The 24,438-nt window shown below is 41.7% G+C and carries 25 protein-coding genes; 7 read left to right on the plus strand and 18 right to left on the minus strand.

What is annotated here, in order from left to right; translation table 11 throughout:
• Window positions 1-174 precede the first annotated feature (174 nt).
• The 5 genes from SLH55_RS00130 to SLH55_RS00150 form a co-directional block, all read right to left on the minus strand.
• Window positions 175-2,301 carry a peptidoglycan D,D-transpeptidase FtsI family protein gene (locus SLH55_RS00130; RefSeq protein ID WP_413787076.1) on the minus strand — a complete coding sequence of 709 codons (2,127 nt, stop codon included), beginning with the start codon at window positions 2,299-2,301 and terminating at the stop codon, window positions 175-177.
• A 227-nt stretch (window positions 2,302-2,528) separates the two neighbouring features.
• The gene (locus SLH55_RS00135) at window positions 2,529-3,743 is read right to left on the minus strand and encodes an MFS transporter (protein ID WP_219169674.1); all 1,215 of its coding nucleotides are present in this window, start codon (window positions 3,741-3,743) and stop codon (window positions 2,529-2,531) included.
• Between the two features lie 105 nt (window positions 3,744-3,848).
• On the minus strand, window positions 3,849-4,457 hold the full coding sequence (locus SLH55_RS00140; RefSeq protein WP_034757581.1) for a superoxide dismutase: 609 nt from the start codon (window positions 4,455-4,457) through the stop codon (window positions 3,849-3,851).
• 200 nt (window positions 4,458-4,657) lie between these two features.
• Window positions 4,658-5,137 (minus strand): DUF456 domain-containing protein, encoded by a 480-nt coding sequence (locus tag SLH55_RS00145; protein WP_320322266.1) that lies wholly within the window; start codon window positions 5,135-5,137, stop codon window positions 4,658-4,660.
• A gap of 75 nt (window positions 5,138-5,212) precedes the next feature.
• Window positions 5,213-6,841, minus strand: coding sequence for a Na/Pi cotransporter family protein (locus tag SLH55_RS00150; protein WP_219169671.1), 1,629 nt, complete (start codon window positions 6,839-6,841; stop codon window positions 5,213-5,215).
• Window positions 6,842-7,085: 244 nt separating this feature from the next.
• Here SLH55_RS00150 and SLH55_RS00155 point away from each other — a divergent pair, with 244 nt between their 5' ends.
• A complete protein-coding gene (locus tag SLH55_RS00155) occupies window positions 7,086-7,859 on the plus strand; it encodes a DUF1189 domain-containing protein (RefSeq protein ID WP_320322267.1) in 774 nt (257 codons plus the stop codon).
• Window positions 7,860-7,904: 45 nt separating this feature from the next.
• On the opposite strand, the gene SLH55_RS00160 is transcribed toward SLH55_RS00155, so the two are convergent.
• Window positions 7,905-9,080, minus strand: coding sequence for an MFS transporter (locus SLH55_RS00160; protein ID WP_219169667.1), 1,176 nt, complete (start codon window positions 9,078-9,080; stop codon window positions 7,905-7,907).
• 58 nt (window positions 9,081-9,138) lie between these two features.
• Between SLH55_RS00160 and SLH55_RS00165 the strand changes: the two genes are divergently transcribed.
• Window positions 9,139-9,504, plus strand: a complete 366-nt coding sequence (locus SLH55_RS00165) for a hypothetical protein (protein ID WP_219169665.1) — start codon at window positions 9,139-9,141, stop codon at window positions 9,502-9,504.
• A gap of 125 nt (window positions 9,505-9,629) precedes the next feature.
• Window positions 9,630-10,736, plus strand: a complete 1,107-nt coding sequence (gene ispG / locus SLH55_RS00170) for a flavodoxin-dependent (E)-4-hydroxy-3-methylbut-2-enyl-diphosphate synthase (protein WP_219169721.1) — start codon at window positions 9,630-9,632, stop codon at window positions 10,734-10,736.
• 87 nt (window positions 10,737-10,823) lie between these two features.
• Here ispG and SLH55_RS00175 read toward each other — a convergent pair whose 3' ends face one another.
• The gene (locus SLH55_RS00175; protein WP_219169663.1) at window positions 10,824-11,207 is read right to left on the minus strand and encodes a DUF4190 domain-containing protein; all 384 of its coding nucleotides are present in this window, start codon (window positions 11,205-11,207) and stop codon (window positions 10,824-10,826) included.
• A gap of 202 nt (window positions 11,208-11,409) precedes the next feature.
• Between SLH55_RS00175 and SLH55_RS00180 the strand changes: the two genes are divergently transcribed.
• Entirely contained in the window at window positions 11,410-11,976 is a 567-nt protein-coding gene (locus SLH55_RS00180) for a hypothetical protein (protein ID WP_219169661.1), read from the plus strand.
• A 28-nt stretch (window positions 11,977-12,004) separates the two neighbouring features.
• Here SLH55_RS00180 and SLH55_RS00185 read toward each other — a convergent pair whose 3' ends face one another.
• From SLH55_RS00185 to SLH55_RS00205, 5 genes are all read right to left on the minus strand, one after another.
• A complete protein-coding gene (locus tag SLH55_RS00185) occupies window positions 12,005-12,367 on the minus strand; it encodes a DUF1499 domain-containing protein (protein WP_219169659.1) in 363 nt (120 codons plus the stop codon).
• Between the two features lie 104 nt (window positions 12,368-12,471).
• Window positions 12,472-12,888, minus strand: coding sequence for a Fur family transcriptional regulator (locus SLH55_RS00190; protein ID WP_219169657.1), 417 nt, complete (start codon window positions 12,886-12,888; stop codon window positions 12,472-12,474).
• Between the two features lie 4 nt (window positions 12,889-12,892).
• On the minus strand, window positions 12,893-13,750 hold the full coding sequence (locus SLH55_RS00195) for a metal ABC transporter permease (protein ID WP_219169655.1): 858 nt from the start codon (window positions 13,748-13,750) through the stop codon (window positions 12,893-12,895).
• 18 nt (window positions 13,751-13,768) lie between these two features.
• Window positions 13,769-14,545: a metal ABC transporter ATP-binding protein gene (locus SLH55_RS00200; protein ID WP_219169653.1), complete on the minus strand. Its 777-nt coding sequence runs from the start codon at window positions 14,543-14,545 to the stop codon at window positions 13,769-13,771.
• A gap of 441 nt (window positions 14,546-14,986) precedes the next feature.
• On the minus strand, window positions 14,987-15,868 hold the full coding sequence (locus SLH55_RS00205) for a YitT family protein (protein WP_219169651.1): 882 nt from the start codon (window positions 15,866-15,868) through the stop codon (window positions 14,987-14,989).
• Between the two features lie 90 nt (window positions 15,869-15,958).
• Here SLH55_RS00205 and SLH55_RS00210 point away from each other — a divergent pair, with 90 nt between their 5' ends.
• Complete coding sequence (locus SLH55_RS00210) at window positions 15,959-16,213, plus strand: DUF2624 domain-containing protein (protein WP_219169649.1); 255 nt, start codon at window positions 15,959-15,961, stop codon at window positions 16,211-16,213.
• A 51-nt stretch (window positions 16,214-16,264) separates the two neighbouring features.
• On the opposite strand, the gene SLH55_RS00215 is transcribed toward SLH55_RS00210, so the two are convergent.
• Both SLH55_RS00215 and SLH55_RS00220 read right to left on the minus strand, forming a co-directional pair.
• Window positions 16,265-17,158 carry a deoxyribonuclease IV gene (locus tag SLH55_RS00215; RefSeq protein WP_219169647.1) on the minus strand — a complete coding sequence of 298 codons (894 nt, stop codon included), beginning with the start codon at window positions 17,156-17,158 and terminating at the stop codon, window positions 16,265-16,267.
• Window positions 17,159-17,227: 69 nt separating this feature from the next.
• Window positions 17,228-18,535: a DEAD/DEAH box helicase gene (locus SLH55_RS00220; RefSeq protein WP_219169645.1), complete on the minus strand. Its 1,308-nt coding sequence runs from the start codon at window positions 18,533-18,535 to the stop codon at window positions 17,228-17,230.
• A 311-nt stretch (window positions 18,536-18,846) separates the two neighbouring features.
• Here SLH55_RS00220 and SLH55_RS00225 point away from each other — a divergent pair, with 311 nt between their 5' ends.
• Together SLH55_RS00225 and SLH55_RS00230 are read left to right on the plus strand one after the other, a co-directional pair.
• Window positions 18,847-19,551 (plus strand): YqfQ family protein, encoded by a 705-nt coding sequence (locus SLH55_RS00225; RefSeq protein WP_219169643.1) that lies wholly within the window; start codon window positions 18,847-18,849, stop codon window positions 19,549-19,551.
• 172 nt (window positions 19,552-19,723) lie between these two features.
• Complete coding sequence (locus SLH55_RS00230; RefSeq protein ID WP_219169641.1) at window positions 19,724-20,680, plus strand: 4-hydroxy-3-methylbut-2-enyl diphosphate reductase; 957 nt, start codon at window positions 19,724-19,726, stop codon at window positions 20,678-20,680.
• A gap of 41 nt (window positions 20,681-20,721) precedes the next feature.
• On the opposite strand, the gene SLH55_RS00235 is transcribed toward SLH55_RS00230, so the two are convergent.
• The 4 genes from SLH55_RS00235 to SLH55_RS00250 all read right to left on the minus strand — a co-directional run bounded on the left by SLH55_RS00235 (window position 20,722) and on the right by SLH55_RS00250 (window position 24,433).
• Complete coding sequence (locus SLH55_RS00235) at window positions 20,722-21,840, minus strand: Nif3-like dinuclear metal center hexameric protein (RefSeq protein ID WP_320322268.1); 1,119 nt, start codon at window positions 21,838-21,840, stop codon at window positions 20,722-20,724.
• Window positions 21,837-22,547, minus strand: a complete 711-nt coding sequence (locus tag SLH55_RS00240) for a tRNA (adenine(22)-N(1))-methyltransferase (RefSeq protein WP_219169638.1) — start codon at window positions 22,545-22,547, stop codon at window positions 21,837-21,839. The genes SLH55_RS00235 and SLH55_RS00240 overlap by 4 nt, the downstream gene beginning before the upstream one ends.
• A 109-nt stretch (window positions 22,548-22,656) precedes the next feature.
• On the minus strand, window positions 22,657-23,031 hold the full coding sequence (gene cccA, locus SLH55_RS00245) for a cytochrome c550 (protein WP_219169636.1): 375 nt from the start codon (window positions 23,029-23,031) through the stop codon (window positions 22,657-22,659).
• A gap of 259 nt (window positions 23,032-23,290) precedes the next feature.
• Entirely contained in the window at window positions 23,291-24,433 is a 1,143-nt protein-coding gene (locus SLH55_RS00250) for an acyl-CoA dehydrogenase family protein (RefSeq protein ID WP_219169634.1), read from the minus strand.
• Window positions 24,434-24,438 lie beyond the last annotated feature (5 nt).

The following is a 24,438-nucleotide window of genomic DNA, read 5'->3' on the forward strand; positions in this document are numbered from 1 at the left end:
AACTGCAAAAAACCTTATAGGACTAGTATTGTATAATGCTTAATGAATTATGTACCCTTATAAAAAAAAGCTCTCATTCCTTAATTGCACAATGAAATCGATCAAATTTTTCTGTATTCATGTCAAAAAAAAGCTGATTTATGGAACAATTTTCCCATAAATCAGCTTTTTTTATTAGTTATTCTCTTCTCTTTCTTCTTTCATCTGTTCTTCCGCTTCTTCTGCATTTTCCACTTTCTTGTTAACCGATGTTGGGTCTTTCACTTTTTCTGCACGTTCTTTCTTTAACTCGAAGTACTTATCCATCACCCGTCTGGAGATGTATTTATTTACATACGGATCCGCCACGCCGCTTGCTTGGATATGCGATGCTGGAACCAGCGTAGCATAGGCTACTTCAGGGTTGTCAAACGGTGCATATCCGATCAAGGTAGTGTTATAGTTTAATTCACCATCTACATATGTTTCGGCTGTACCCGATTTACCTGCCGCATTGTATGGAGCATCATGGAATAAATAACCCGTTCCTTCAGGATTATGATAAACACGGTAAAACCCATCTTGAACATGTTCAATCTGTGCCTGCGTAGCGTCGATGCGGTTCAGCACATTTGTTTCTTTTTCAAACAAGATAGGACCGAGACTATCCTTTTCATTGGTAGGTTCTCTTATTTCCTTCATGATATGAGGCTGTACACGATAACCATCATTGGCGATGGTGGAAACATATTGAGCCAGCTGCATGGTCGTATACGTATCAAATTGTCCTATAGCCAAATCTAGCAAGAAACCTGGGTCTGTCTTGGTCCCTGTCAGTCCGGCAGATTCTCCAGGTAAGTCGATGCCCGTCGGTACACCCAAGCCAAATTGAGCGTAGTGATTTCTAAAGATATCGAAGGCTTCAGGATTATTCACGATCGGTTCGTTCGGCACATATCTGCCACCCGCTATTTTCAGGGCAACTTTCCACATGTAAGCATTGGATGACTTCTCCAGTGCGTATAAATCGGTCATGGGAATTTGCTGATATTTATTGAACCATGAAGTCTTCGGTTTCGTCCCTTTGATTCTTAACGGTTCATCGATCAATACTTCTCCCGGTGTCAATTTACCTGTCATATAGCCTGTAAGTACGGTCGCGCCTTTTACAACTGATCCCACTTCATAGGAAGAGGTAAAGGTTCCAAGTGCAGCATCCCGCATTTCATATTTTCCTGTCTCGGGATTTTTTACATATTGTTTTCCCGCCATGGCCAGGATTTCACCTGTATTTGGGTCGATCATGACAACATATGCACGATCCAAATTCGGTGATGCATTACGATTGACAATCTGCTTACTTAATTCTTCTTCAATGATCTTCTCTATTTCACGCTGAAGTTCCATGTCAATGGTCAGGACGATATCTTTCCCTCTCTGTCCTTGTTGCACAAGGACTGACTCCAGCACACTTCCGCCTTTTGTCACATTTTTAATTTGCTCTTTCTGTCCTTGAAGAACATCTTCATATTCTAATTCTACGTAGCTTTTCCCTACACGATCATTCCGGTTGTAGTCCTGGGCTAAATATGAATCTACCAGATTCTTCGGCAGTCCTTCCCTGGCAGAGGATACATTTCCTAAAATGGTTCTTAGCGTATCATCAAATACATATGAACGCTTCCAATCCGTAGTTGTGTTGACACCTGGAAGTTCACTTAAGTGCTCACTGACCGCTGCGAATTCTTGAGGTGTGACTTCTTCATTTTTCACAATTTGTGGATTCAATGCATATCCACTTGAAAATTCCCTGTAAATAGCGATGATTTCTAAATCTTTATCAGTAAGAGATGCAAGTTCTTTGTCGGTGATACGGTCCAATCTCATTTGATAAACTTTTTTATTCACATCGTCCTCAGAAAGGTCTTCATTGTTTTGAAGTTTTTTGATTTCCGAAGCAGAGACTTTGGCATCCGCTTCTTCTTTATGATTGATTAACCAATAATCCTTCTTATCCCTTTCCGTGACGTCACCCGTATCCTTTTTGATATACTCAGAAAGTTTGGAGGCAACCTCGATCATCTCCTCGATCTTTGTATTGTTTGCACGAGTGTAAGTAATGGCATTGAGTGGAACGTTATCCACGATTACATTGCCATAACGGTCATACATCTTCCCGCGTGGTACACCTGTATTAACCACTACGTCCTCTGTTCTTTCCACTTCTTTCTTATAGCTCTCCCCATTCACAATCTGAACAAGTCCAAGTCTAAGAACAAGAAGAGAAAATAATAAGAACACGGCAAAAAACAGCAAATTCATCCGAACGGGAACATGCGTCTTTCTTTTTCTCTTATTTTTTTTCAATTCTTCCAGCCCTTCCTATATGTAAAAATTCATCCTGACTCTTCTCTGATATCCTTTTTATTAACCATTGGAATGATGCAGATTCATCCTGTTTCCTCTCTTCTTATTTTATAGAATTCTTCAATGATAATCTAGCCATAAGTAAAGAGAGGAAATCTTTCCCTCTCTTTGCTTTATGTTCCTTATAGAGGCAGAACGACCTTTCGTACAAATAAATAGATCAGCGTATGTCCTGCCCCGAGGATCAATAGCAGGATGGGGATGCTTTCTTCCTGATTGAAATAGGTCACAGCTATGATGAAGGAAAGTACAGATACAATCCTTCCGAGATTCAAGAATATTTCCCTTACCACGATATATTCGATTCTCATTTCAGCTGCATTCCATCCTGTACCGATAACATCATAGGTCATAGAAATATAAGGCACCAACAAAATGGGATATGCAATGGCAATGACTCCTGCATAAAGCAATAATTTCGTATAGGTTACATCGAATACGATCAGGAATATTGCCAGATATAAGAGGATCCCTCCTGCAAGAATAGCCCGCTTCCTAAGGTTTTTCTTTATGACCCTGGAAGCGACATAGTAGCCGATAAAGGCTATGCCAGAGTTGATTAGCCCGAAGGTTCCGATCGCAAATTCGCTTCCGGTACTGATGAATACAAAGACAGAAATGATAAAGATGAACGTCCCTTCCCTTAGACCCTGAAAAAAGTGGGCATTGGTGATGAGCCGCCAGTTGTGATTGTGTTTTCTCTCTTCCAGGATCCTAAGGAATAAATACCTCCCGGAAGCCGGTCGCCTTTTGAGGAAGAAGCTCATGACTACAGCGACAGAAAACAATAAAAGAGAGATTCCAAATACAATGGTATACCCCTTAAAGGAAGCAAATCTTGAAATGATGAAACCGGCAAGGATCGGTCCGATCATGCCTCCCGCTGAAGTCAGTGTACCAAGGAAACCATTGAAGAAGTCTCTCGTTTCAGGTTCGGTGATTTCGAATGTCAGGACATTGAAGGCCAACCAATAGAAACCATATCCGATTCCAAGTAGCGCACCCAATACGACTAGAAAATCTTCTGCCGATTCTCCAAATGCGAGGACGGATATGTAAAAGAAGGCCAAAAAAATAACACCGAAGCGTAATACAATCACCCGGTCCACTTTCTTAGCCAGTCTTCCAGCTAAAATAAATGTCAAAGGCTGAAAGATGACCACGGTTAAATTATAGACCCCTAGATCAATGAATTCACCTGACTGCTTCCAAAGGTAAATGTTCACAAAGGTGTTGGAGAGGGCAATACTCAATGAGTACAATCCTCCGATTAACAGGAGCAAAGTGAGATCTTTCGTTAAATCAATATCGCCTAATACCTTTTTAAAGCTACTCATGTGAAAAACTCCCCTTTAACGTACCCCTATCTTTTGAAAAAGGGAAGAAACTTATACAAAAAAAAGAGAGGTTCTTTAAAGAACCCCTCTTCAGGAAAGATTAAATTATTTTGCAGCTGAATAACGCTTTGCTACTTCATCCCAGTTTACAACGTTCCAGAATGAACTGATGTAATCAGGACGACGGTTTTGATAGTTAAGGTAGTAAGCATGCTCCCAAACGTCAAGGCCTAAAACAGGAGTTTTACCCTCCATTAAAGGGCTGTCCTGGTTTGGTGTGCTTGTTACTTCTAATTCACCGTTGTTTACAACAAGCCAAGCCCAGCCTGAGCCAAAGCGTGTTGCAGCGGCATTCGCGAATTCTTCTTTAAATGAATCGAAGCTTCCGAATTTGGAAGAGATGGCATCTGCTAATTCTCCAGATGGAGCGCCTCCACCATTCGGTGATAATACCGTCCAGAATAGAGAGTGATTAGCATGACCGCCACCATTGTTGCGGACTGCCGTACGAGCACCTTCAGGAACAGCGTCTAAGTTAGAAACAAGATCTTCAATTGATTTGCTTAATAAATCGTCGTGTCCTTGAAGTGCATCATTAACTTTAGTCACATATGCGTTATGGTGTTTTGTGTGGTGGATGTTCATTGTTTCCTTGTCGATATGAGGTTCTAATGCATCATATGCGTAAGGTAATTGCGGTAATTCGTAAGCCATTATAAATTCCTCCCTATGTATAGTTTCCTGAATACCTATATTCAGGCCGTTTCAGTATAAGATTACCAAAACAACTATAGCTGTTCAAATATTTTGCCTTCAATCTTTTACTTTTTTCGTACAAGAATAAAATACCCTATATTCTCAGAATATAATCACCTAAGAAATCAGGAATTCCTATAAATACTAGATCGTATTGTTTAAACGACCCAGAAGAAATAAATGGCCATGACCGCTTGGATGATTCCTTTTGTAAAGACACTTGAGATAAAACCTACGACGGATCCTATTCCCACTTTAACGGCAGTCTTCACGTTTGACCGATGGACCACCCATTCTCCAATGACAGCACCGAGGAAGGGACCGATCAATATTCCTGCTACGGGTATGACAAACGGACCAACCAGTAGTCCGATGGTACTTCCCCATCTACCAGCCTTCGTTCCGCCGAATTTTTTGACTCCGATCAGGTTCGCCATATAATCGGCACCGAATAACAGGGCAACAAAGAGAATCTGCACGGTCCAGAACAGCCAGCTGAAAGGCTCAAAACTGAAAAACACCCCGTACAAAAGAAAGCTTCCCACTAAAAAGATGACACTTGGCAGGATTGGGTACACCAAGCCGACAAAAGATAAGATCATGAGTACGATGATGATACTCCAGTAAACAATTTCCATATTCCAACACCTCACTTTGAGTATAAAAAAAACTGACCCCTTTTGACAAATATCAAAGAGGTCAGTCTGACTGTCTTATTCTACTCCCAATACTGCTTCAGCAATATTAACGGCATGATCACCAATACGCTCTAAATTACTGATGATATCCACATATACGATACCTGCCTGTCCTGAACATTTGCCTTCATTCAGACGCAGGATATGTTGTTTGCGCAGCTTACGTTCCATCTTATCGATTTGATCTTCTTTTTCAGCCACTTCTCTGGCAATTTCAGTATCATTCAAATCTAATGACTTGATGGCTTTCTCAACTGTTTCAATGGTCAAATTAAACATGACTTCAAGATCTGACATGGCATCATCTGTAATTTTCACTTTATTGGATTGCTGATATTCGATTAATTCAATAATGTTTTCAAAATGATCCCCGACCCTCTCAATGTCACGTACGGTATCCATAAGGATGGAATGACGCTCTGATTCAGACTCAGATAGTGACGAGGATGATAGATCAACGAGATAATTTGTGATCTTCTTGTCAAGATTATTGATTGCACCTTCAATCTGATATGCTGTTTCAGCGTTTTTCGAGCTCTTTGTCTTGAGGAATTCATTTGTTTCTTGCAATCCTTTAACAGCAAAGGCACCCATTCGGAGAACCTCTTCTTTCGCCTGTCCCAATGCGATGGACGGAGATTGCTCGATAAACACAGGATCTAAATGCTTTGAATTATAGTCGACAATAGAGTCCTGTCCAGGTATTAATTTCGTTACTATGACCGCCAGGATGGCGATGAACGGAAATTGAATGATCGTATTCGTCAAGTTGAACGTTCCGTGAGCGAATGCAATCGTCATTGGTTCATTTAGATTAAATGTAGATTGTAGAAAGACTACAAACTTCGTGAAAAACGGCAATATGATTAAGAAAATAGTTGTTCCGATTAAATTAAAAAGTACATGGACTGCTGCTGCACGCCTTGCTGCCACAGATGCACCAAGGGCTGCCAGTACAGCTGTAATGGTTGTACCGATGTTATCCCCGAAAAGGATTGGTAATCCAGCTTGCAGGTCAACAAGGTTTGAGCTGTATAACTCCTGCAGGATACCGATCGTAGCGGAAGAACTTTGTACGATGACAGTGAACAATGTACCCACCACAACTCCAAGGATAGGGTTATCACTCATACTAACGGTTAAATCATGGAAAGCCTCAAGAGAACGAAGCGGCTTCATTCCTCCACCCATTAGTTCCAATCCATAGAATAAGGCACCGAATCCAAAAATCATTTGTCCAAAGTTATGGATTTTCTTATTTTTGAAGAAGAATAGCATGATCGTTCCGACAGCGATAATCGGAAGGGCGTATTCTCCGATATCCACACCAATGATGAATGCTGTAACCGTAGTACCGATATTGGCACCCATGATGACTCCGATTGCTTGTCTAAGGGTCATGAAACCGGCACTTACCAGTCCGACAACGATAACCGTTGTACCACTACTTGACTGAATCAGGACCGTTACAAAGATACCTGCCAATACACCCATGAATGGATTGGTCGTGAACTTATCCAGGATTTCCTTCAGGCGTTCACCGGCAGACTTTTGAAGTCCGTCCCCCATATACTTTATCCCAAAGAGGAAAATACCCAATCCTCCAAAGAACTGAAACAACATTTCTTGCCAATTTAATTCCATCTTTTCAACCCCTACATATATTTTCGACATTAAACAACAAAAACCCCATATCATTTTTAATATATTATGGAGCTTACGTAAATACTTTTCACACCAAATTTACAATAGGTTAATAAAAGTCGTCTTTTATTACAGTAACATTACAAACAATAATATTTTTAATTTGTTTTCAGGGTCTATACTTGCTGAAGCATAAAGACAAGCATAAAATAGATAGAGCGTGCATGAAAGGAGAAATTGATTAATGAATGTATTTCAGCAATTGTATAAGAGTATCTATTCCCCAAAAGATATTGCAAAATTCCGGTTCCAGGGGATCGGAAAGACGATTCGATTCATTTTTTTGTTGGCACTTATTTCTATCATCCCAACAGCCGTACACTTTGTAGCATTCACCGGTAATGCCCTCGATACCTTGAAGGGATCAGTCGATAAGGAACTTCCACCATTTACAATTAAGGACGGTTCCTTATCTTCTGAGCAGTCAGAACCGCTGACGATTGAAAAAGACAATATGACCATCATCTTTGATGATTCTGGCGAGATAAAAGAAGGGGACCTTGACAAACAGGAAAATACCATTGCTTTCCTGAAGAAGAATTTCGTTGTAATCAACCAGGGTCACGTACAGTCTTCCTCCTACTCTCTGTTTGGGGATACCGCCTTATCGAAAGAAGGCTTACTTGATTTAATTGATTCCCTCACTGCTTTGAAATGGATACTGATTCCCGTTGCCCTCTTCATACTATATCTGTTCACCTCGGGGATGACCTTCTTGAAAATAACCATTTTTGCTCTTATTGGTGTTACCTTCGCAAATGTCCTTAAGCGAAATTTGCAATACCGTCAGAGCTTTCGAATCACAGCCTATTCAGCTACTGTTTCTACGTTATTTTTTACCCTAATGGAATTATTGCAAACCAAGATTCCCGCTGCTCCCATTTTGGATTGGTTTGTGATTACCATTATCCTTTATTTAGTAGTGAAAGAAATTCCTCAAAGGAAAATTCGTCATTAAACAAAATCCCCGTTGATCTGACGGGGATTTTGTTATCTATAATTACTATTGAATCTCTGGGTGAATCTCTTTTGTCCGTAAAGAAAGAAAGATATAAAGAAAGATGTTGATCAATGAGAAGCTAAATGCAATCACATACAGCTGTGCAGAATCTTGCCTCCACATGTCAAAGGCAATCGGCCCCAAAGCAACACCGCCGAACCTTACCGCTCCATAGAGACTGACAACAAGCCCTCTATCCTGTTCCGGCACGCTCCCTGTGATAAATGTATTGATGATAGGCAGCATTAAGCCTAATCCACCAAAACTTATCGTGATCAAGAACATCAGAGATCCTAATGCCGGAAACACAATTAACAATCCTAACGGTACGGCCATCATGATCAAACCATATTTTAAATACTTCCACCCCAATTCCTCATCCGTCTTAAGTCTTTTCCCACACCAATAGGAACAAAGTGTCATCGCTCCAAGGGGAAAAATGAATGTGAACCCTTTGAAGAACCCATCGATTTGAAAAGTATTTTCAATATGGTAGGAAAGATGGAAGAGCATGCCGAATAATAAAAATAAGCCTGTTCCCCCGATCGCATACAGGGGGATCAATAAACGCCCCTTCGACAGAAAGATAGCTGAGAATGATTGTTTATCCATTTTCTGCTTAGGTTCTCTAGACTCAACCGTATATCGTAAACCGCCTAAAATCATGATCGATATAAACGGGAACACCCAAAAGGACTGGTGCCAAAGAATAAGCTGCGCGAGAGTCGCACCAACAAGGGGGGCTGCTACCTTGCCGATACCATTGAAAACCTCCAAAGAGCCAAGCATCCGTGATCGTTCCTGCCCATGATAAAGGTCGCCAATCAACGCCATGGCAAGAGGTGTCGTCCCTGCCGCCCCAACACCTTGTAATCCTCTGCCGATCATAAAAAGACTAATATCCTCTCTGCTGAATATACATAATAGACTTCCCAGAATCATGATCCATAAGGAAATGCGGATCAATCGCTTTCTCCCATAACGATCTGACAGTACCCCAGTAAATGGAATGACAAGGGCAGCCGGGATCGTAAATGAACTTAATATGAACCCGGACCACCCGGACTTTAAATGCAAATCTGCTTCAATATCGGGAATGATTGGAATAAGCATAGAGTTCCCGAGCACCATCAATATAGGTAGTAAACCAATCACAAATGGAAGAAGCTTATCCCTCATAAATTTACAACTCCTTCAATGACCATTCAACCATCAAACTAATCGGGAGGAAAAACGGATGAAAAGAATGGCTATATTCTTTGGTATTATCATTCTTCTATACAGTGTTTATTATGATTTAAACAATGGAACGTTAAAGCTCTTGTATAAAGAAGCCACCGTTGCAAATTCAGCGCCCCGTGTGAATGTAAATCAAACGGAGCCTTCTACCCCTGTTGATGGAGACCGGGAGCCTTCTTCTCTTCCTTATGTAGAAATGGAAGTAAAGCCAGGTGATACAGTGCTGAGCCTGGTTGAAGATCTCCTTGATGCATCCATTCCTGTTTCCATTGATAAGGTCATCACTGACTTTGAAGAATTGAATGATGTCCCTCCGGCGAAAATACAGATAGGAAAGACGTATAAAATACCGAATTATCAATAATTCTGCAAGTCGAAAAAAACACCTATTTCTTGTCATTTCACATAAAACACTGTTACAATAGCTTCGTATTACTTATAATGAAACTTTGAGAACCTTTCTAAAGGAGCGAATTACACTTGAGTGAAATTATACATCGTTCAAAAACACGTCCGGTCAAAGTCGGAGATTTAACAATTGGCGGTAATAATGAAGTGGTCATCCAAAGCATGACAACTACTAAAACGCATGACGTAGAAGCAACGGTTAAGGAAATCCACCGTCTTGAAGAAGCAGGATGTCAAGTTGTGCGTGTCGCATGTCCAGACGAACGTGCTGCTAACGCGATTGCTGACATCAAAAAGCAAATCAATATTCCACTTGTTGTCGATATACATTTTGATTATAAACTAGCACTTAAAGCCATTGAAGGCGGCGCTGATAAAATCCGGATCAATCCGGGAAACATCGGGCGCCGTGAAAAAGTGGAGGCTGTCGTCAAAGCAGCGAAAGAAAAAGGCATCCCGATTCGAATCGGTGTAAACGCAGGAAGCCTGGAAAGGAAGATCCTGGAAAAGTACGGGTACCCAACAGCTGATGGAATGGTCGAAAGTGCCCTTCATCATATTAAAATTCTTGAGGACCTTGATTTCCATGACATCATCGTTTCCATGAAGGCTTCAGATGTGAATTTAGCTATTGAGGCTTATACGAAAGCAGCGAAGGCATTTGACTACCCGCTTCACCTTGGGATCACAGAATCAGGTACGTTGTTTGCAGGAACCGTAAAGAGCGCCGCAGGTCTTGGGGCCATCCTAAGCCTCGGAATCGGTAATACGGTTCGTATCTCATTGAGCGCTGACCCTGTCGAAGAAGTGAAAGTTGCAAGGGAATTATTAAAATCATTCGGATTGGCAGCTAATGCAGCTACACTCATTTCCTGTCCTACTTGCGGCCGTATCGAAATCGACTTGATTTCAATCGCCAATGAAGTGGAAGAATACATTTCAACCATAAAGGCACCGATCAAAGTAGCCGTCCTCGGATGCGCAGTGAACGGACCCGGTGAAGCCAGAGAGGCTGACATCGGTATAGCCGGGGCCCGTGGGGAAGGACTTCTATTCCGCAAAGGAAAAACGGTCCGTAAAGTACCTGAGGAAACAATGGTTGAAGAATTAAAGAAAGAAATCGACAAGATTGCAGAAGAATACTTCGCAAAGCAGGAAGCTGAAAAGAAAGAACAGGAGCAAGTTTAATGCAATGATGAAAAGAGGGCTGATCAAAGATCAGCCCTCTTTTCTGGTTTCCTGAAACGCTCCCAATTTCAAGAAAAACGATTTATTTTAAAAGAACGGCAGTACAAATAATCCTACGATTATCGATACGGCCCCAATTCCAATTGCCCAGGCTCCGAGCATTTCTGCTCCACGGCGTCTTGCCACAAATCCAAGTACGATTCCTGCCGCCCCCATAATAACCGGGAGAATGAATAAGGAAAGGATGGACAAGGCAAGTGCAGAGTATCCTAACACACGACCTGATGTTGTCGTATCTTCCACGGCATCATTTTCAAAGTCGCGGCTGACGTTCATTGGAGCAGCGATTTCTGCTGCTGTTTCTTCTCTGTAATCATCTCTATCCACATCTGTTTCCGGATTGTCGTAATACACGTCGATATCTTGAAGATTTCGATCAACGCTGTTTAATTCGCGTCGTTCATCACTCATACAGCAATCCCTCACTTTCTGTGTTTGGGAGCCTTCTTATTGTGTGTCAGTTCAGCTATTTTACTATGCTAATCTTTGTCATTTTTGTTAGTTGGCATGCATTTTTATCATTCAGTTGAAGATTTATTTCTTACAAGGTTATTTCAAAACGGGGAATATGATAAAATTGAAGGAGTTTTTATACAGAGGAGCCTGATAAAGAATGAAACGTTTTGGAATTGATATCGATGGGACAGTCACGTCCCCTGAATCTTTACTGCCTCACATAAATGATCATTTTAAACTGAATTTGACATTACAGGACATCACCCAATACGAACTGACCGAAGTTCTGGATATTTCACCTCAAACTTTTGGGAAATGGTTTAAAGAAGCAGAACCATCCATCTATCAAGAATCTCCCCTTGCTTCCGGTGCAAAGATGATCCTTGATCAGTGGAAAGAAAGTCATGAGCTTTATTTCATCAGTGCCAGAAGATCGGATCTCATCCAAATCACAAGGGAATGGTTCGATGCAAAGGACCTTATGTATCATCATATCGAATTAATCGGATCGCATGATAAAATTTCAACTGCTAAAAAGCATGGAGTCGATATCTTCTTTGAAGATAAGCACGATAATGCCGTGGCCATATCAGAAGAACTTTCCATACCCGTTGTATTATTTAATACGCCCTACAATCAAAAGCCGATTCCCGATGGGGTCATCCGCGTGAATGATTGGCATGAAGCGAACTCCTGGGTTCAAAACTGGCTAAAAAATCAATGATGGAAAAAGCCTCTGACAGGGGCTTTTTCTATTGCTTGTTAAAAAATGATTTGAATTGTTCTACACGATTTCTATTCACTTTGAAATCATAATAACCGAGACGCGAACCCGATTTCATATGCAGCAGGTTGGTGTTTTCATCAATGTAAATTTCCAGGTCATCCTTAAACTTCAACCATTTGGATGTAAAGACCGCATGCACATAGTGGGACTCTTCCTCCTGGATTTCCACATGTTCAAATTGATTCAAGGTCTTATGAATTCGCTCTTTCGTATCTTCAATCCTTCCGCTGATGGGAAGAGGTGCAATGCGATGATAGGATGTAAGGTCGATCGTGCTGACACAGTTTTTCTTATTGGTGGGACAGTGTGTGAATGGTACGGATTCCATGGCTACATCTCCTCTTCTTTTGATACAACTATTTTTTCCCTCGTTTATAGGTGATTAAACACGGGAAGGTGCCAGGAATGAAAAAAGAGATCCTGAAAGGATCTCTATTGACACTGAGGACACTTACCATAAATTTCGAATTTATGACCTGAAATATCATACCCGGTTTCAGCCAGGTTTTCTTTTAGCGCCTCCATGGGGCATGTGTGTATTTCCTTCGTTTTTCCACAATCCATACAAATGAAGTGATGATGATGGTGATGGCTTTCACACGTAAATCGGAAATGCCTTTCACTTGATAATTCCGTCTCTTCGAGTATCCCAAGCTCTACAAACAAGCTTAAATTACGGTAGATGGTATCGAAACTGAGACCAGGATAATCAGCTTTCATGAATTCCAACACTTCCCTGGCGGTTAAATATTTATTCGAACTTGAAAACAATTCAAGTAACTGCTCCCGTTTTCCAGTATGTTTATAACCCTTTGCTTTTAGAAGATCCATTGCTTCGGTTACATTCAATTTATTACACCTCTACTTTAGAAGAATGATTCACTGTTCTCAGTTTCTTATATACAATTGTCATAAGCAAAATCAAAATCGCCGTCATCACTATTGTTCCACCTGGTGCAAGATTCAGATAAAAGGCACTGACCAAACCGACGATGACAGAAATTTCACCGAATAATAGGGAAAATCCGATCGTCTGCTTAAAGCCATTGGCAATCCTGATACTTGCTGCAACCGGTAATGTCATCAAAGAAGATACAAGAAGGATTCCAACAATACGCATGGAAGCGGCAATCACAAGGGCCACCATGATCATAAAGATAAAGTGTATCGCCTTTGCAGGGATTCCTGACGCCTTTGCATGATCTTCATCAAATGATAGGAGAAACAGTTCTTTGTATAATAAGGAAATGACACCGATCACTAGGATGCTGATTCCCCCGATCAGATACAAGTCCCCTCTGCTGACTGCGCTGACACTACCAAATAAATAACTAAATAAATCGGTGTTGAAGCCATCTGCCAATGAAATGAAAATGACCCCGATTCCGATTCCCCCTGACAAGATGATCGGAATGGCAAGTTCCTGATAATGCTTGTATACCATACGTAAACGTTCAATAAATAACGAACCCATAACAGAGAACGCCATTCCGAAGTAAAGGGGATTCAACCCTGATAGAGCAGGTACGGTTTTACTCAGATATAGACTAGCTGCAATCCCTGATAAGGTGACGTGACTGAGGGCATCCGCAATAAGAGAAAGCCTTCTTACCACGATGAAAGCTCCCAATAGTGGGGCAATGATCCCAATCAGTATCCCTGTTAGAAAGGCATTTTGTAAAAATTCATATTGAAAAATAGCTTGAATCATTGTCTTCCCTCCAATCGATCATGAATGATGGTGTTCATGCTCATGATTTAAGAAATGTACATCATGACCATAGAAAGAGGAAAGCTGATTTTCTTTAAGCTTTTCAAACTCTTCTGTTTTGCCATGGAAATGTAAATGTTTATTTAAGCAGGCAACGTGAGTCACTTTATTCGAAATCGATCCAATATCATGTGTGACAAGTACAAGGGTAATCCCTAAATCTTTGTTCAACTTTTCTAACATATCATAGAAGTTTTGAACGTTTTTGCTGTCTACGCCCACTGTAGGTTCATCAAGTATCAATATTTCAGGACGGCTCACGAGGGCTCTGGCGATGAATACTCTCTGTTGCTGACCTCCTGATAGCTCGCCGATATTCCGCTTGGTGAACCTGCTCATCCCGACAGATTCAATCGCTTCGTACACATCCTGCCTGTATGCAGAAGAAACCCGCTTGAATAAGCCAACCTTTTTAGCCAGTCCACTCGCAACCACTTCATATACGGTTGCCGGAAATCCAGTATTGAAGCTGTTCGCCTTCTGGGATACAAAGCCGATGCGGTCCCATTCTTTGAATTTCTGCTGAGGGATCCCGAACAACTCGATGTTCCCCTGCTTCACCCGCAAGAGACCAAGGACAAGCTTTAACAATGTGGATTTTCCCGAACCATTTGGACCCACGATGCCTAGAAAAGCCCCTTTTGGGATGTTTAAGTTAATATCTTCGAGCACTCTTTCACGCTCATAACGGAAATTCACATCTTCTATTTTAATCACTGGATAAGTCGTATCCATGTTCATCAACTCTCTTTATAAGAATCATTACGATTTAAAAGCACATATGGTAGTATACAGGATGCGTGATCAATTGTAAATGATTCCGTACCTCATTTAAAAGAGGCTGGAACAAAAGGGTTTCAGATAAAGAAAAATCCAAACGAGTGATATGATAAAAATCTAACTCGTTCGGATTATAACTTTTATTATCCATGTATTAAGCAGGTTCTAGCTGTTGATTGGAGTGCAAGACGAAGACTCCTGCGGGAAAAAGCGGAATAGGTGAGACCCCTCGAGGAGCGCAAGCTGTGAGGAGGCTCGCCTTCCGCCCGAGGAAAGCGAAGTCTTGCACGGAATCGGGCAGCGGTGTAACACGTAATCTCATTGTTCGTCTTTAGAGTGTATAGATTTAGTTATGTCCCAGCCTCTCTCTATACAATTTGAATGATTCGTCATGTATCAATGAATGGCAGACTTGAAACGTGCCCCCTTGGTTTCTTGCGTGCTCATGATCGTGATGAAAGCATTCGCATCAACATCCGAAACGATGGATTTCAATTTCGTCACTTCAAGTCTTGTGACCACGACATAGATGACTTCTTTATCATTATCCGTATAGCCACCACGTCCCTTCAACATGGTTGTACCTCTTCCAAGCCTTTGTAAAATGGCATCCGATACTTCGAGGTAATGATCCGAAACAATGATGACCGCTTTCGTTTCATCCATTCCCTGAATGACCGTGTCGATTGTCTTGAAGGCGATATAATAAGTCATGACAGAATACATGGCTTCTTCGATACCAAAGACAAATGCCGCCCAACCGAAGATGAAAATATTCATGAACATCACAAACTCACCGACGGAGAATGGCAATTTCTTAGTCAATAGGATCCCTAAGATTTCAGTTCCATCCAACGAGCCTCCATGACGGATGACCAGTCCTACACCTACCCCAAGAATCAATCCCCCGAAGACGGTCGCAAGGATCTCTTCTGTCACGAATGGATCCATATGGTGAAGGAGGCTTTCAATGATCGCCAACGCGACGATGGCAAACAGTGATGACACGACAAACGTCTTTCCTATTTGTTTGTACCCTGAATACATAAACGGAAGGTTGAGTAAAACCAACAGGGTTGAAAAATTAAGGAAAGGGATTGAATCCGAAACCAAATAATTCATGATCAGTGAGATACCAATGATCCCCCCATCGATAATATTATTCGGTACAAGAAACAGCTCAATCGAAACTGCTGCCAACCCGGCTCCGATAGTAATAAAGAATAGACGGTAAATGAAATGGAGGGGACTTTCTTTCTTATGCACTCTTTGAGTCATCGCCAATTCCTTTCCTTTCAGTTTATTTTCTAATAAAAGTGTCACTTTCTTGATGAAAACTACATATGTATCTGTTGAGGAGTGATAAACATGAAGCTATTACAAAATGTGATCAATCACAAAATCAACCATATTACAAATGATGAACTGCTAAAGTATGCCAAACAATATAATATTTCACTGACGCCCGATCAGGCTACAAGCATTGTTGCCAAGGTGAAAGGAAAAAACATCAATATTTTCGATGATACGAAGAGAAGCAAACTAGTGAAAGATCTTGCCAGGGTCATCGGACCAGCTAAAGCCAAGGAAATCAACCAGCTCTTTTTACAGCTTATCAGATAGTATAGAAAGAGGAGGCTTCCTCAAATCTTGAGAGATGACCTCCTCTACTCTTTACTGATTCAATATTTTCGTTAAAACATCTTCATCAAAGGATTGGTTGCGCAGCATGTCAATTTCGAACTTGTAAGGAGCTTTTTTATTCTTCTTATCTTCCCCTACATATGGAGTTTCCAGAATCTTAGGAACTGCCTTAAGCTGCGGATGATGCACAATATAATTAAGTGCCTTGAATCCAATATGACCGAAACCTAGGTTTTCATGACGGTCCTTAGCGGCTCCCCGTTCATTCTTGCTGTCATTAATATGAAGCACCTTTAAGCGATCTATTCCAACAATTTTATCGAATTCCTCCAATACACCATCGAAATCTTCCACAATATTATATCCTGCATCGTGGGTATGACATGTGTCAAAGCAGACAGATAGGCGATCATTCAACTTTACTCCATTGATGATCTGAGCTAATTCCTCAAATGATCTGCCGCATTCGGAACCTTTACCGGCCATTGTTTCCAAGGCAATCTGAACTTTATGATCCCTGGTCAATACTTCATTCAGACCTTCAATGATCTTCTCGATTCCTTTATCTGCCCCAGCCCCAACATGAGCACCGGGATGAAGCACGATTTGCCCTGCACCGAGAGCCTCAGTGCGTTCCATTTCAGATCGGAGGAAATTGACACCCAACTCAAATGTAGACGGGTTTGTCGTGTTGCCAATGTTAATGATATAAGGCGCATGCACGACGATGTCCTCTATTCCATTTTCTTTCATATGAGCGAGTCCAGCTTCTATATTTAAGTCTTCGATCTTCTTTCTTCTCGTATTCTGAGGTGCACCGGTATAGATCATGAAGGTATTCGCACCATACGAAACCGCTTCTTCGCTTGAAGAGAGCAACATGTTCTTTCCACTCATGGAAACATGGGATCCAATCTTAACCATTCTTCTCAACTCCTAAGAAAATCTCTCTTTATTGTATCGAATGTGTACAAATGAATCACGTTCAAACACTTACTTATTTCTATTTTTGATTCTTCTTTCCCGCTTTTTGATTTGATCCATTTTGTATTTCATCTTCTTTTTATATCCCGGTTTCACCGATTTTGGTTTACGAACCAAAGACTTCGCCTTTTCATCAATCTCATCGACGTTCGATTTTTGACGATTCTTACGTTTGTTCAGAGGTGGAAGCTCGGACCATTCGCCTTTTTTAATATCCCGATGTGAAAAGCTGATCCCCATCTTCTCCAAGCGATTCAATGCATCTTCATCTGAAGGCGTATAAATGGTGTAAGCAATACCGCTGTTCCCGGCACGAGCTGTACGACCTGAACGATGAACATAGAAATCAAGGTCTTGAGGCAGTTCAAAATTAATGATGTGACTGACTCCTTCGATATCTATTCCCCTGGCAGCAAGATCAGTGGCCACAATATATTGATAATCGAGGTTCCTTGTTTGTTTCATCATTTTCTTACGCTCACGTGGAGATAGATCTCCGTGAATTCGTCCGACCTTCAATCCTTTAGCAATTAGGGCATCTGCCACTTCATCCGCCTTTTGCTTCGTATTCGTGAACACAATCCCTAAATATGGATTGATCTCCACTAAAATATTGTACAGAAGATTGACTTTATCCCTACTCTTTAAGGGAACGATCACGTGTTGAATATTCTTCGCCGACAGCTGTTCCGGCTCTACATGCGCATATTGAGGATTTTCCATATACTTTTTCAAGAAAGGCTTCAGCTTCTCCGGGATGGTGGCAGAAAATACTAACATTTGCAGTTTCTCCGGCATCTTTGCAGCAATTTGATCCACATCTTCAATGAATCCCATATCAAGCATCAAATCCGCTTCATCAATGACAAGCAGTGGGGCTGTATGAACAAATAATGCCTGATCCTTCACCAGATCATTGATACGTCCAGGCGTCCCTACTACGATATGGGGCTGGTGCTTTAATTTCTCGATGGTTCTCTGCTTATCCGTTCCACCGATATAGCAACGGGATACGATGTCGCTGTCCTTCGTGATCTTCAGTACTTCCTGATATATCTGTTGTGCCAATTCTCGTGTAGGTGCAGTAATGACAGCTTGTACCTGTTCAGAAGCTGCATCCACCTTCTCGATGATCGGTAACAGATACGAGTGGGTTTTTCCTGTTCCCGTTTGAGATTGGCCGATCGCGCTTTGCCCTTTTAAGATCAAAGGGATCATTTTCTTTTGAATTTCTGTTGGTTCGTAAAATCCTAATTCTTCTACTGCTTCATTGATGAATGACTTGAAACCAAATTGTAGAAATAAATTCTTTTTCATTCTTTACATCTCCTTTTTTCTTACTATCCTTTTATTTACGCTGTCATCGGGATGGATGCCGTATGCCGTTCACATCATCACCACAAATATCTATATAAAATGTACGGATCACTTTTTAAATGGTCAGTGATTATATTTTAACGTTAGCAAGCGTCATATTTAAAGAACATCTAATCATTATAATCAATTTTCAGCAAAACATCTAGGTTATCCTGATATTATTTCAGATGATATTGTCACAATACCCTTTTTTAAGCTATTGCATACTCTATAGTGTTAATGAATTTATTCAATGAAAGGAGGCTGTCATCATGCCGCCTAGAAGAATGAGAAATGAAGGTCAGGATATGCGAAACCCTTTCGGAATGAGACAGCGGCGGGGCAACGGCTTTGGATTGCAGCAACCTGGCAGAAATAATTTTGGACTGGGACAGACACAACCCCCTCCATTTCAATTTGGAAGGCAGAACCCGAACCCTGGCTTTAATATGGGGATGAATCAGAGAGGAAAGGGTCGGGGACAAGGCAAAGGGTTGTTGTCTAAGCTTTTGAAAAAAGGTGAAAACCGTGGTGCTGACGGAGGGGGCGGACTCCTTCAACAGTTTTCCAGGGGAGATGCCTCTGCCAATTCAACCGGGTTTGAGCGTTCTCCACAGGCAGCAGGTGGAATTATACAGACCCTCCTCAATCCGGGAAATGTAAATTCTTTTTTATCCAATACACAACAGATGCTACAGACCGCTCAACAATTAGGCCCCATGTTTCAACAATACGGTCCAATGGTCAAAAACATCCCGTCTCTGTGGAAGCTGTATCGGGGGCTAAAAGATATGTCAGATGCGCCAGAAGAAAACACAGATGATATAGAAAGCACAGATGAAACTGACATTCCCGAAGCTGAAGCCCCGGTTAAGAGTAAAAAGAAGAAAAAGGCACCCGTTGAATTATCGGATGATGAAGAAAAGCAAAATATTACACATGCCCAATCACGTTCAAAGCCAAAACTTTATATTTAAAAAAGCCGAATCCCTAAGGGTTAAGAATCACCCGACAGGGATTATTTTTTTGGCTTTAAGCACAAATGGGGCAATACGGAAATCCGCCCCGGATATCGAACTCTTTGTCAGATAGAACAATCTCCTTTATAATGAAGACAAAACCTTTTCTCATGTAGGAGGATATTCATAGATGGAAATTATTAAGATTACTCCGAGAGGCTATTGTTATGGTGTAGTAGACGCAATGGTCATTGCAAGAAATGCTGCATTAGATAAATCGCTTCCTCGTCCAATTTATATTCTGGGCATGATTGTCCATAACAAGCATGTGACCGATGCATTCGAAGAAGATGGAATCATTACCCTTGATGGAAGCAATAGAAAAGAAATCATTGAACAGGTAAATGAAGGAACAGTGATCTTCACGGCTCACGGTGTATCTCCTGAAGTGAAGGAAATCGCCAAGCAAAAAGGACTTGTCACCCTGGATGCAACCTGTCCTGATGTAACGAAGACACATGATTTGATTCGCGCAAAAGAAGCTGAGGGTTATGATGTCATTTATATCGGAAAAAAGGGACACCCTGAACCTGAAGGCGCTGTTGGGGTCGCACCTGACGTCGTTCATCTTGTAGAAACAGCGGAGGACGTCGAAAAATTATCCATAAACAACGAGAAGATCATTGTAACGAACCAAACGACAATGAGTCAGTGGGACGTATTGGATACGATGGACAAAGTGAAGGAGATGTACCCTCACGTTGAGCTGCACAAAGAGATCTGCCTTGCAACACAAGTCCGACAGGAAGCAGTGGCCGAGCAGGCCGGAGATGCAGATGTTCTCATCGTTGTGGGTGATCCGAAGAGCAACAACTCCAATCGACTTGCTCAAGTTTCGAAAGATATCGCTGGTACTCCTGCACATCGTATTTCAGATATTAGCGAATTGGACATTGAATGGATCAAGGATTCAAAAATCGTCGCGGTTACCGCAGGGGCGTCAACTCCTACACCGATCGTGAAGGAAGTCATTAAGTTCCTTGAAGCCTTTGACCCTAATGATGAGTCCACATGGACAAGAGAGCGCAATGTTCCATTAAATAAAATTCTCCCTAAAGTGCGTAAAGCGAAAATGGGAACTAAATAAACAAAGGCCCATTACCAGATCTGGTAATGGGTCTTTCTATTTTACATATACGTAAAGGGATTTGTTTCTGCGTTTGATGCAAAGATATTGACGACATATCCCTTCTCAGAGCATCTTCTAGCTAAATGAGCGGCCACTCCCTCTTTCATCACTTTCTCAATATGATGACCTGCATCCACTACATTCAGCCCCATCATCATGGCGTCGTGAGCAGTATGATAATAGATATCACCGGAGACAAACACATCTGCACCTTGTCTTTTGGCTTTCCCGATGAACTTGTTGCCATCACCGCCGAGTATCGCCACTTTCTTCACCTTCGATTTCCCATCACCTATCATCCTGATCCCGTCCATGCCAAAGGTTTTCTTCACCACCAGTGCAAAGTCCTCAAGACTCATTTCCTCTTGTAAATACCCTATTCTGCCAAGTCCGAGGGCAGGCGATTCATTATTTAATGAATAAATATCATAGGCGACCTCTTCATATGGATGATGGGTGAACATCGCCTTCAGGATTTTTTTCTCCAGAGAAACGGGATAAACAGTCTCCACCTTTTCTTCTGTCACTTCCTCAAGCTCCCCCTGCTTACCTATATGAGGATTTGTCCCTTCTTCAGGCAGAAATCTGCCCTTTCCCTCGGTTGAGAAGCTGCAATGAGAATAAAGACCGATATGTCCTGCGCCTGCTTTACCCAGGGCGATCCGGAGTTCCTCTGCATGGTCTTTCGGTACATATACTGTCAGTTTCCTAAGTTCCTCTTGGTAGGTTGGAACGAGCACTGACGGTTGCTGTAGCTGTAACATGTCAGCCAGCATGTCATTAACACCGCCGGTTGCTATATCCAGGTTGGTATGAGCCGCATACACGGCGATATCATGCTTGATTAATTTCTCAATCATTCTTCCTTGATAAGAATCTGTATGCAACGCCTTTAAAGGACGGAAAAGTGGCGGATGATGAGCAATGATCAATTTGACATTATTCTTGATTGCTTCATCCACTACGTTTTCAAGAACATCCAGTGTGATCATGACATTCTCGACTTTTTCATTCAGCTTGCCAATTTGGAGTCCGATCGGGTCGCCTTCTTCAGCCAGGTGTTTAGGGGCGAATTCTTCGAAAAGCTGAATGATCTGATGACCATTTACTGTTTTCATGGGTTAAGGACCTCCTCTACCATTTTGATCTTCTTATTAAGCTCATTCTTTCGTTGTTCTAATGCTTCCGTCTTTTCTGCTCGTTCCATGTTATTCAATATATTCTTCCATTGATGAAGTTCCTGATTCCATTTTTTAATGAAAGCGGCGTTCTTTTCTTTCATCAAGAATGGACCGAGCAACAACTCTTTCTCAATGTCCTTGGAGTAATGGCTCTTTGGGTTTCCTTTTTCCGCAATTAAAATTTCATAAAGTTTGTCATCTTCTTCAAGGATTTCTTCTCCAATTAGATCCCATTCATTATCCATCAGCCAAGTCCGGATCGATCTCGCACTTACATTCGGCTGCAGAATCAATCTTGGGTCATTCGTAAGCTTGTCCTTGCCGGCCTCGAGAATCGATGCTATCAATGTGCCACCCATTCCGGCGATCGTAATACACTCTACTTCTCCAGGAGCTATGACTTCCAGACCATTGCCTAATCTCACTTCTACTTCCTTCGTCAACTGTGCATCCTCTACTTGTTTCTTGGCTGAAAGAAACGGGCCCTTCACCACTTCGCCTGCGATGGCAGACGAAGCAATGCCCTTGTTCACTGCATAACATGGAAGATAAGCATGATCTGACCCTATATCGGCAATCTTAGATTGTTTAGGTATGTATGAGACCACTGTTTCAAGTCGTTTTGATAATTGTTGAATATTCATTTGTTCACCTTTACTCTATTGGATTCTTGATATGTTACTCATTCTAACCAACTTTTCTATATAAAAAAAGCCCTTTGCCTAAAGACAAAGAACCTTTTTCATTCACACATTATTTAAGTGATTTGATCCAGTCTGCCATCGCATCAAGATTTTCATCTGCTACAAGGCCAGCCGGCATGATGCCTCCACCATTTTTGATTCTATCCTTGATTTCGTCTTTAGATAGTTTCGTACCCTTAAGTGCAGGACCAGCGCCACCTTCATAGTTCCCACCATGACAAGATACACAAGACTCCTTGTACTTGGCTTCCGGATCGAATTCGCCGCTTGAAGCCTCTTCGCCTTCTTTACCGGCCATCTCCCCATGCTTTTCTTCTTTCGCTTTCTCATCAGCATTGTTAAGGCCTTCAATCGACAAGAAGAAAACAAGACCAATTCCAAGAGCCATGATAAGTACGAATGGAATGATTGGATTACGATTCATGATTTAACCTCCCTTATGTAAAACATCCAAAAATAGTGCTTTTTTCAACACCTTATATTTTACTGTAAAAACTGACAAAGTAAAAGTACTATCAATTAACTTTTCCATCTTTCTCACAAATTAGACACATTTCCTTCTTTTTTCCTAACATCAACCCTAAAACGATTCTATATAAACCTTAAAACAGTATAAAGACAGGAGCTCTGTCAGTCCATAGGGGACCAGCTGAGCTCCTTCCTTTCACATATAGGCTTTCACCCTATTGGCACCCGATCAACCTTGAAATGACCATTCTCTGCACTTCTGAAGTCCCTTCTCCGATTTCAAGAAGTTTTGCATCACGTAAGTAGCGCTCTACATGGTATTCTTTCATATAACCGTATCCACCATGAATCTGAATCGCTTCGTCCGCTACTTCCATACTGATTTCTGAAGCGTATAGCTTACACATAGAAGCTTCCTTTGAAAATGGTCTACCCTGGTCCTTTAACCAGGCTGCTTTATGAACCATGTTCCTGGCAAGTTCAATCTTCATCGCCATGTCTGCCAGTTTAAATTGTGTCACTTGGAATTGTGATAGCGTCTTACCAAATTGTTTTCGTTCTTTTGAATATTGAAGCGCCTTGTCAAAAGCAGCCTGAGCAACACCGACTGCCATCGCCCCGATTCCAATTCTACCTCCGTCGAGGGTTACAAGGAATTGCTTGAATCCCTCCCCTTGTTTCCCTAACAGATTTTCTTTCGGCACTTCCACGTCTTCCAGCACAAGCTCTGTTGTATTGGAGGAATGAAGACCCATTTTTTCATAATTATCAATGACGGTAAATCCATCCGCTTTGGTAGGTACGATGATGGCACTTATCTCTTTACTGCCGTTGTTTCTTCCTGTAATCGCCGTTAACGCTAGATGATTTGCATAACTGGCATTAGTAATATAACACTTGTTACCATTAACGACCCATTTATCCCCTTTATCTTCAGCAGTCGTCTGGGTTCCGCCTGCATCTGAACCCGCATTAGGTTCGGTCAGACCGAAAGCCCCAAATGACTCCCCTGTACATATCGGCGTCAGATATTCCTGTTTCTGCTCGTGTGTACCAAATAGATTAATCGGAGCCCCACCGAGTGAAATATGGGCAGAGTACGTGATCCCCGTAGAGGCACATGCACGGCTAAGCTCTTCTGTTACGATGGCGAAACTGACGGTATCCGCCCCGGCTCCGCCATACTCTTCCGGAAAGGGAAGACCCATCATACCAAGGTCCGAAAGCTTTTTGAAGATTTCTTTAGGAAATTCCTTTGTACGGTCCCGGTCCAATGCGCCAGGTGCCACCTCTTCTTCAGCGAATTCCCTGATTGTCTTTTTAATCATTGCCTGTTCTTGTGTTAAGTCGAAATTCATCCTTA

This window comes from Rossellomorea sp. YZS02 (assembly GCF_033963925.1).
Taxonomy (GTDB): Bacteria; Bacillota; Bacilli; order Bacillales; family Bacillaceae_B; genus Rossellomorea.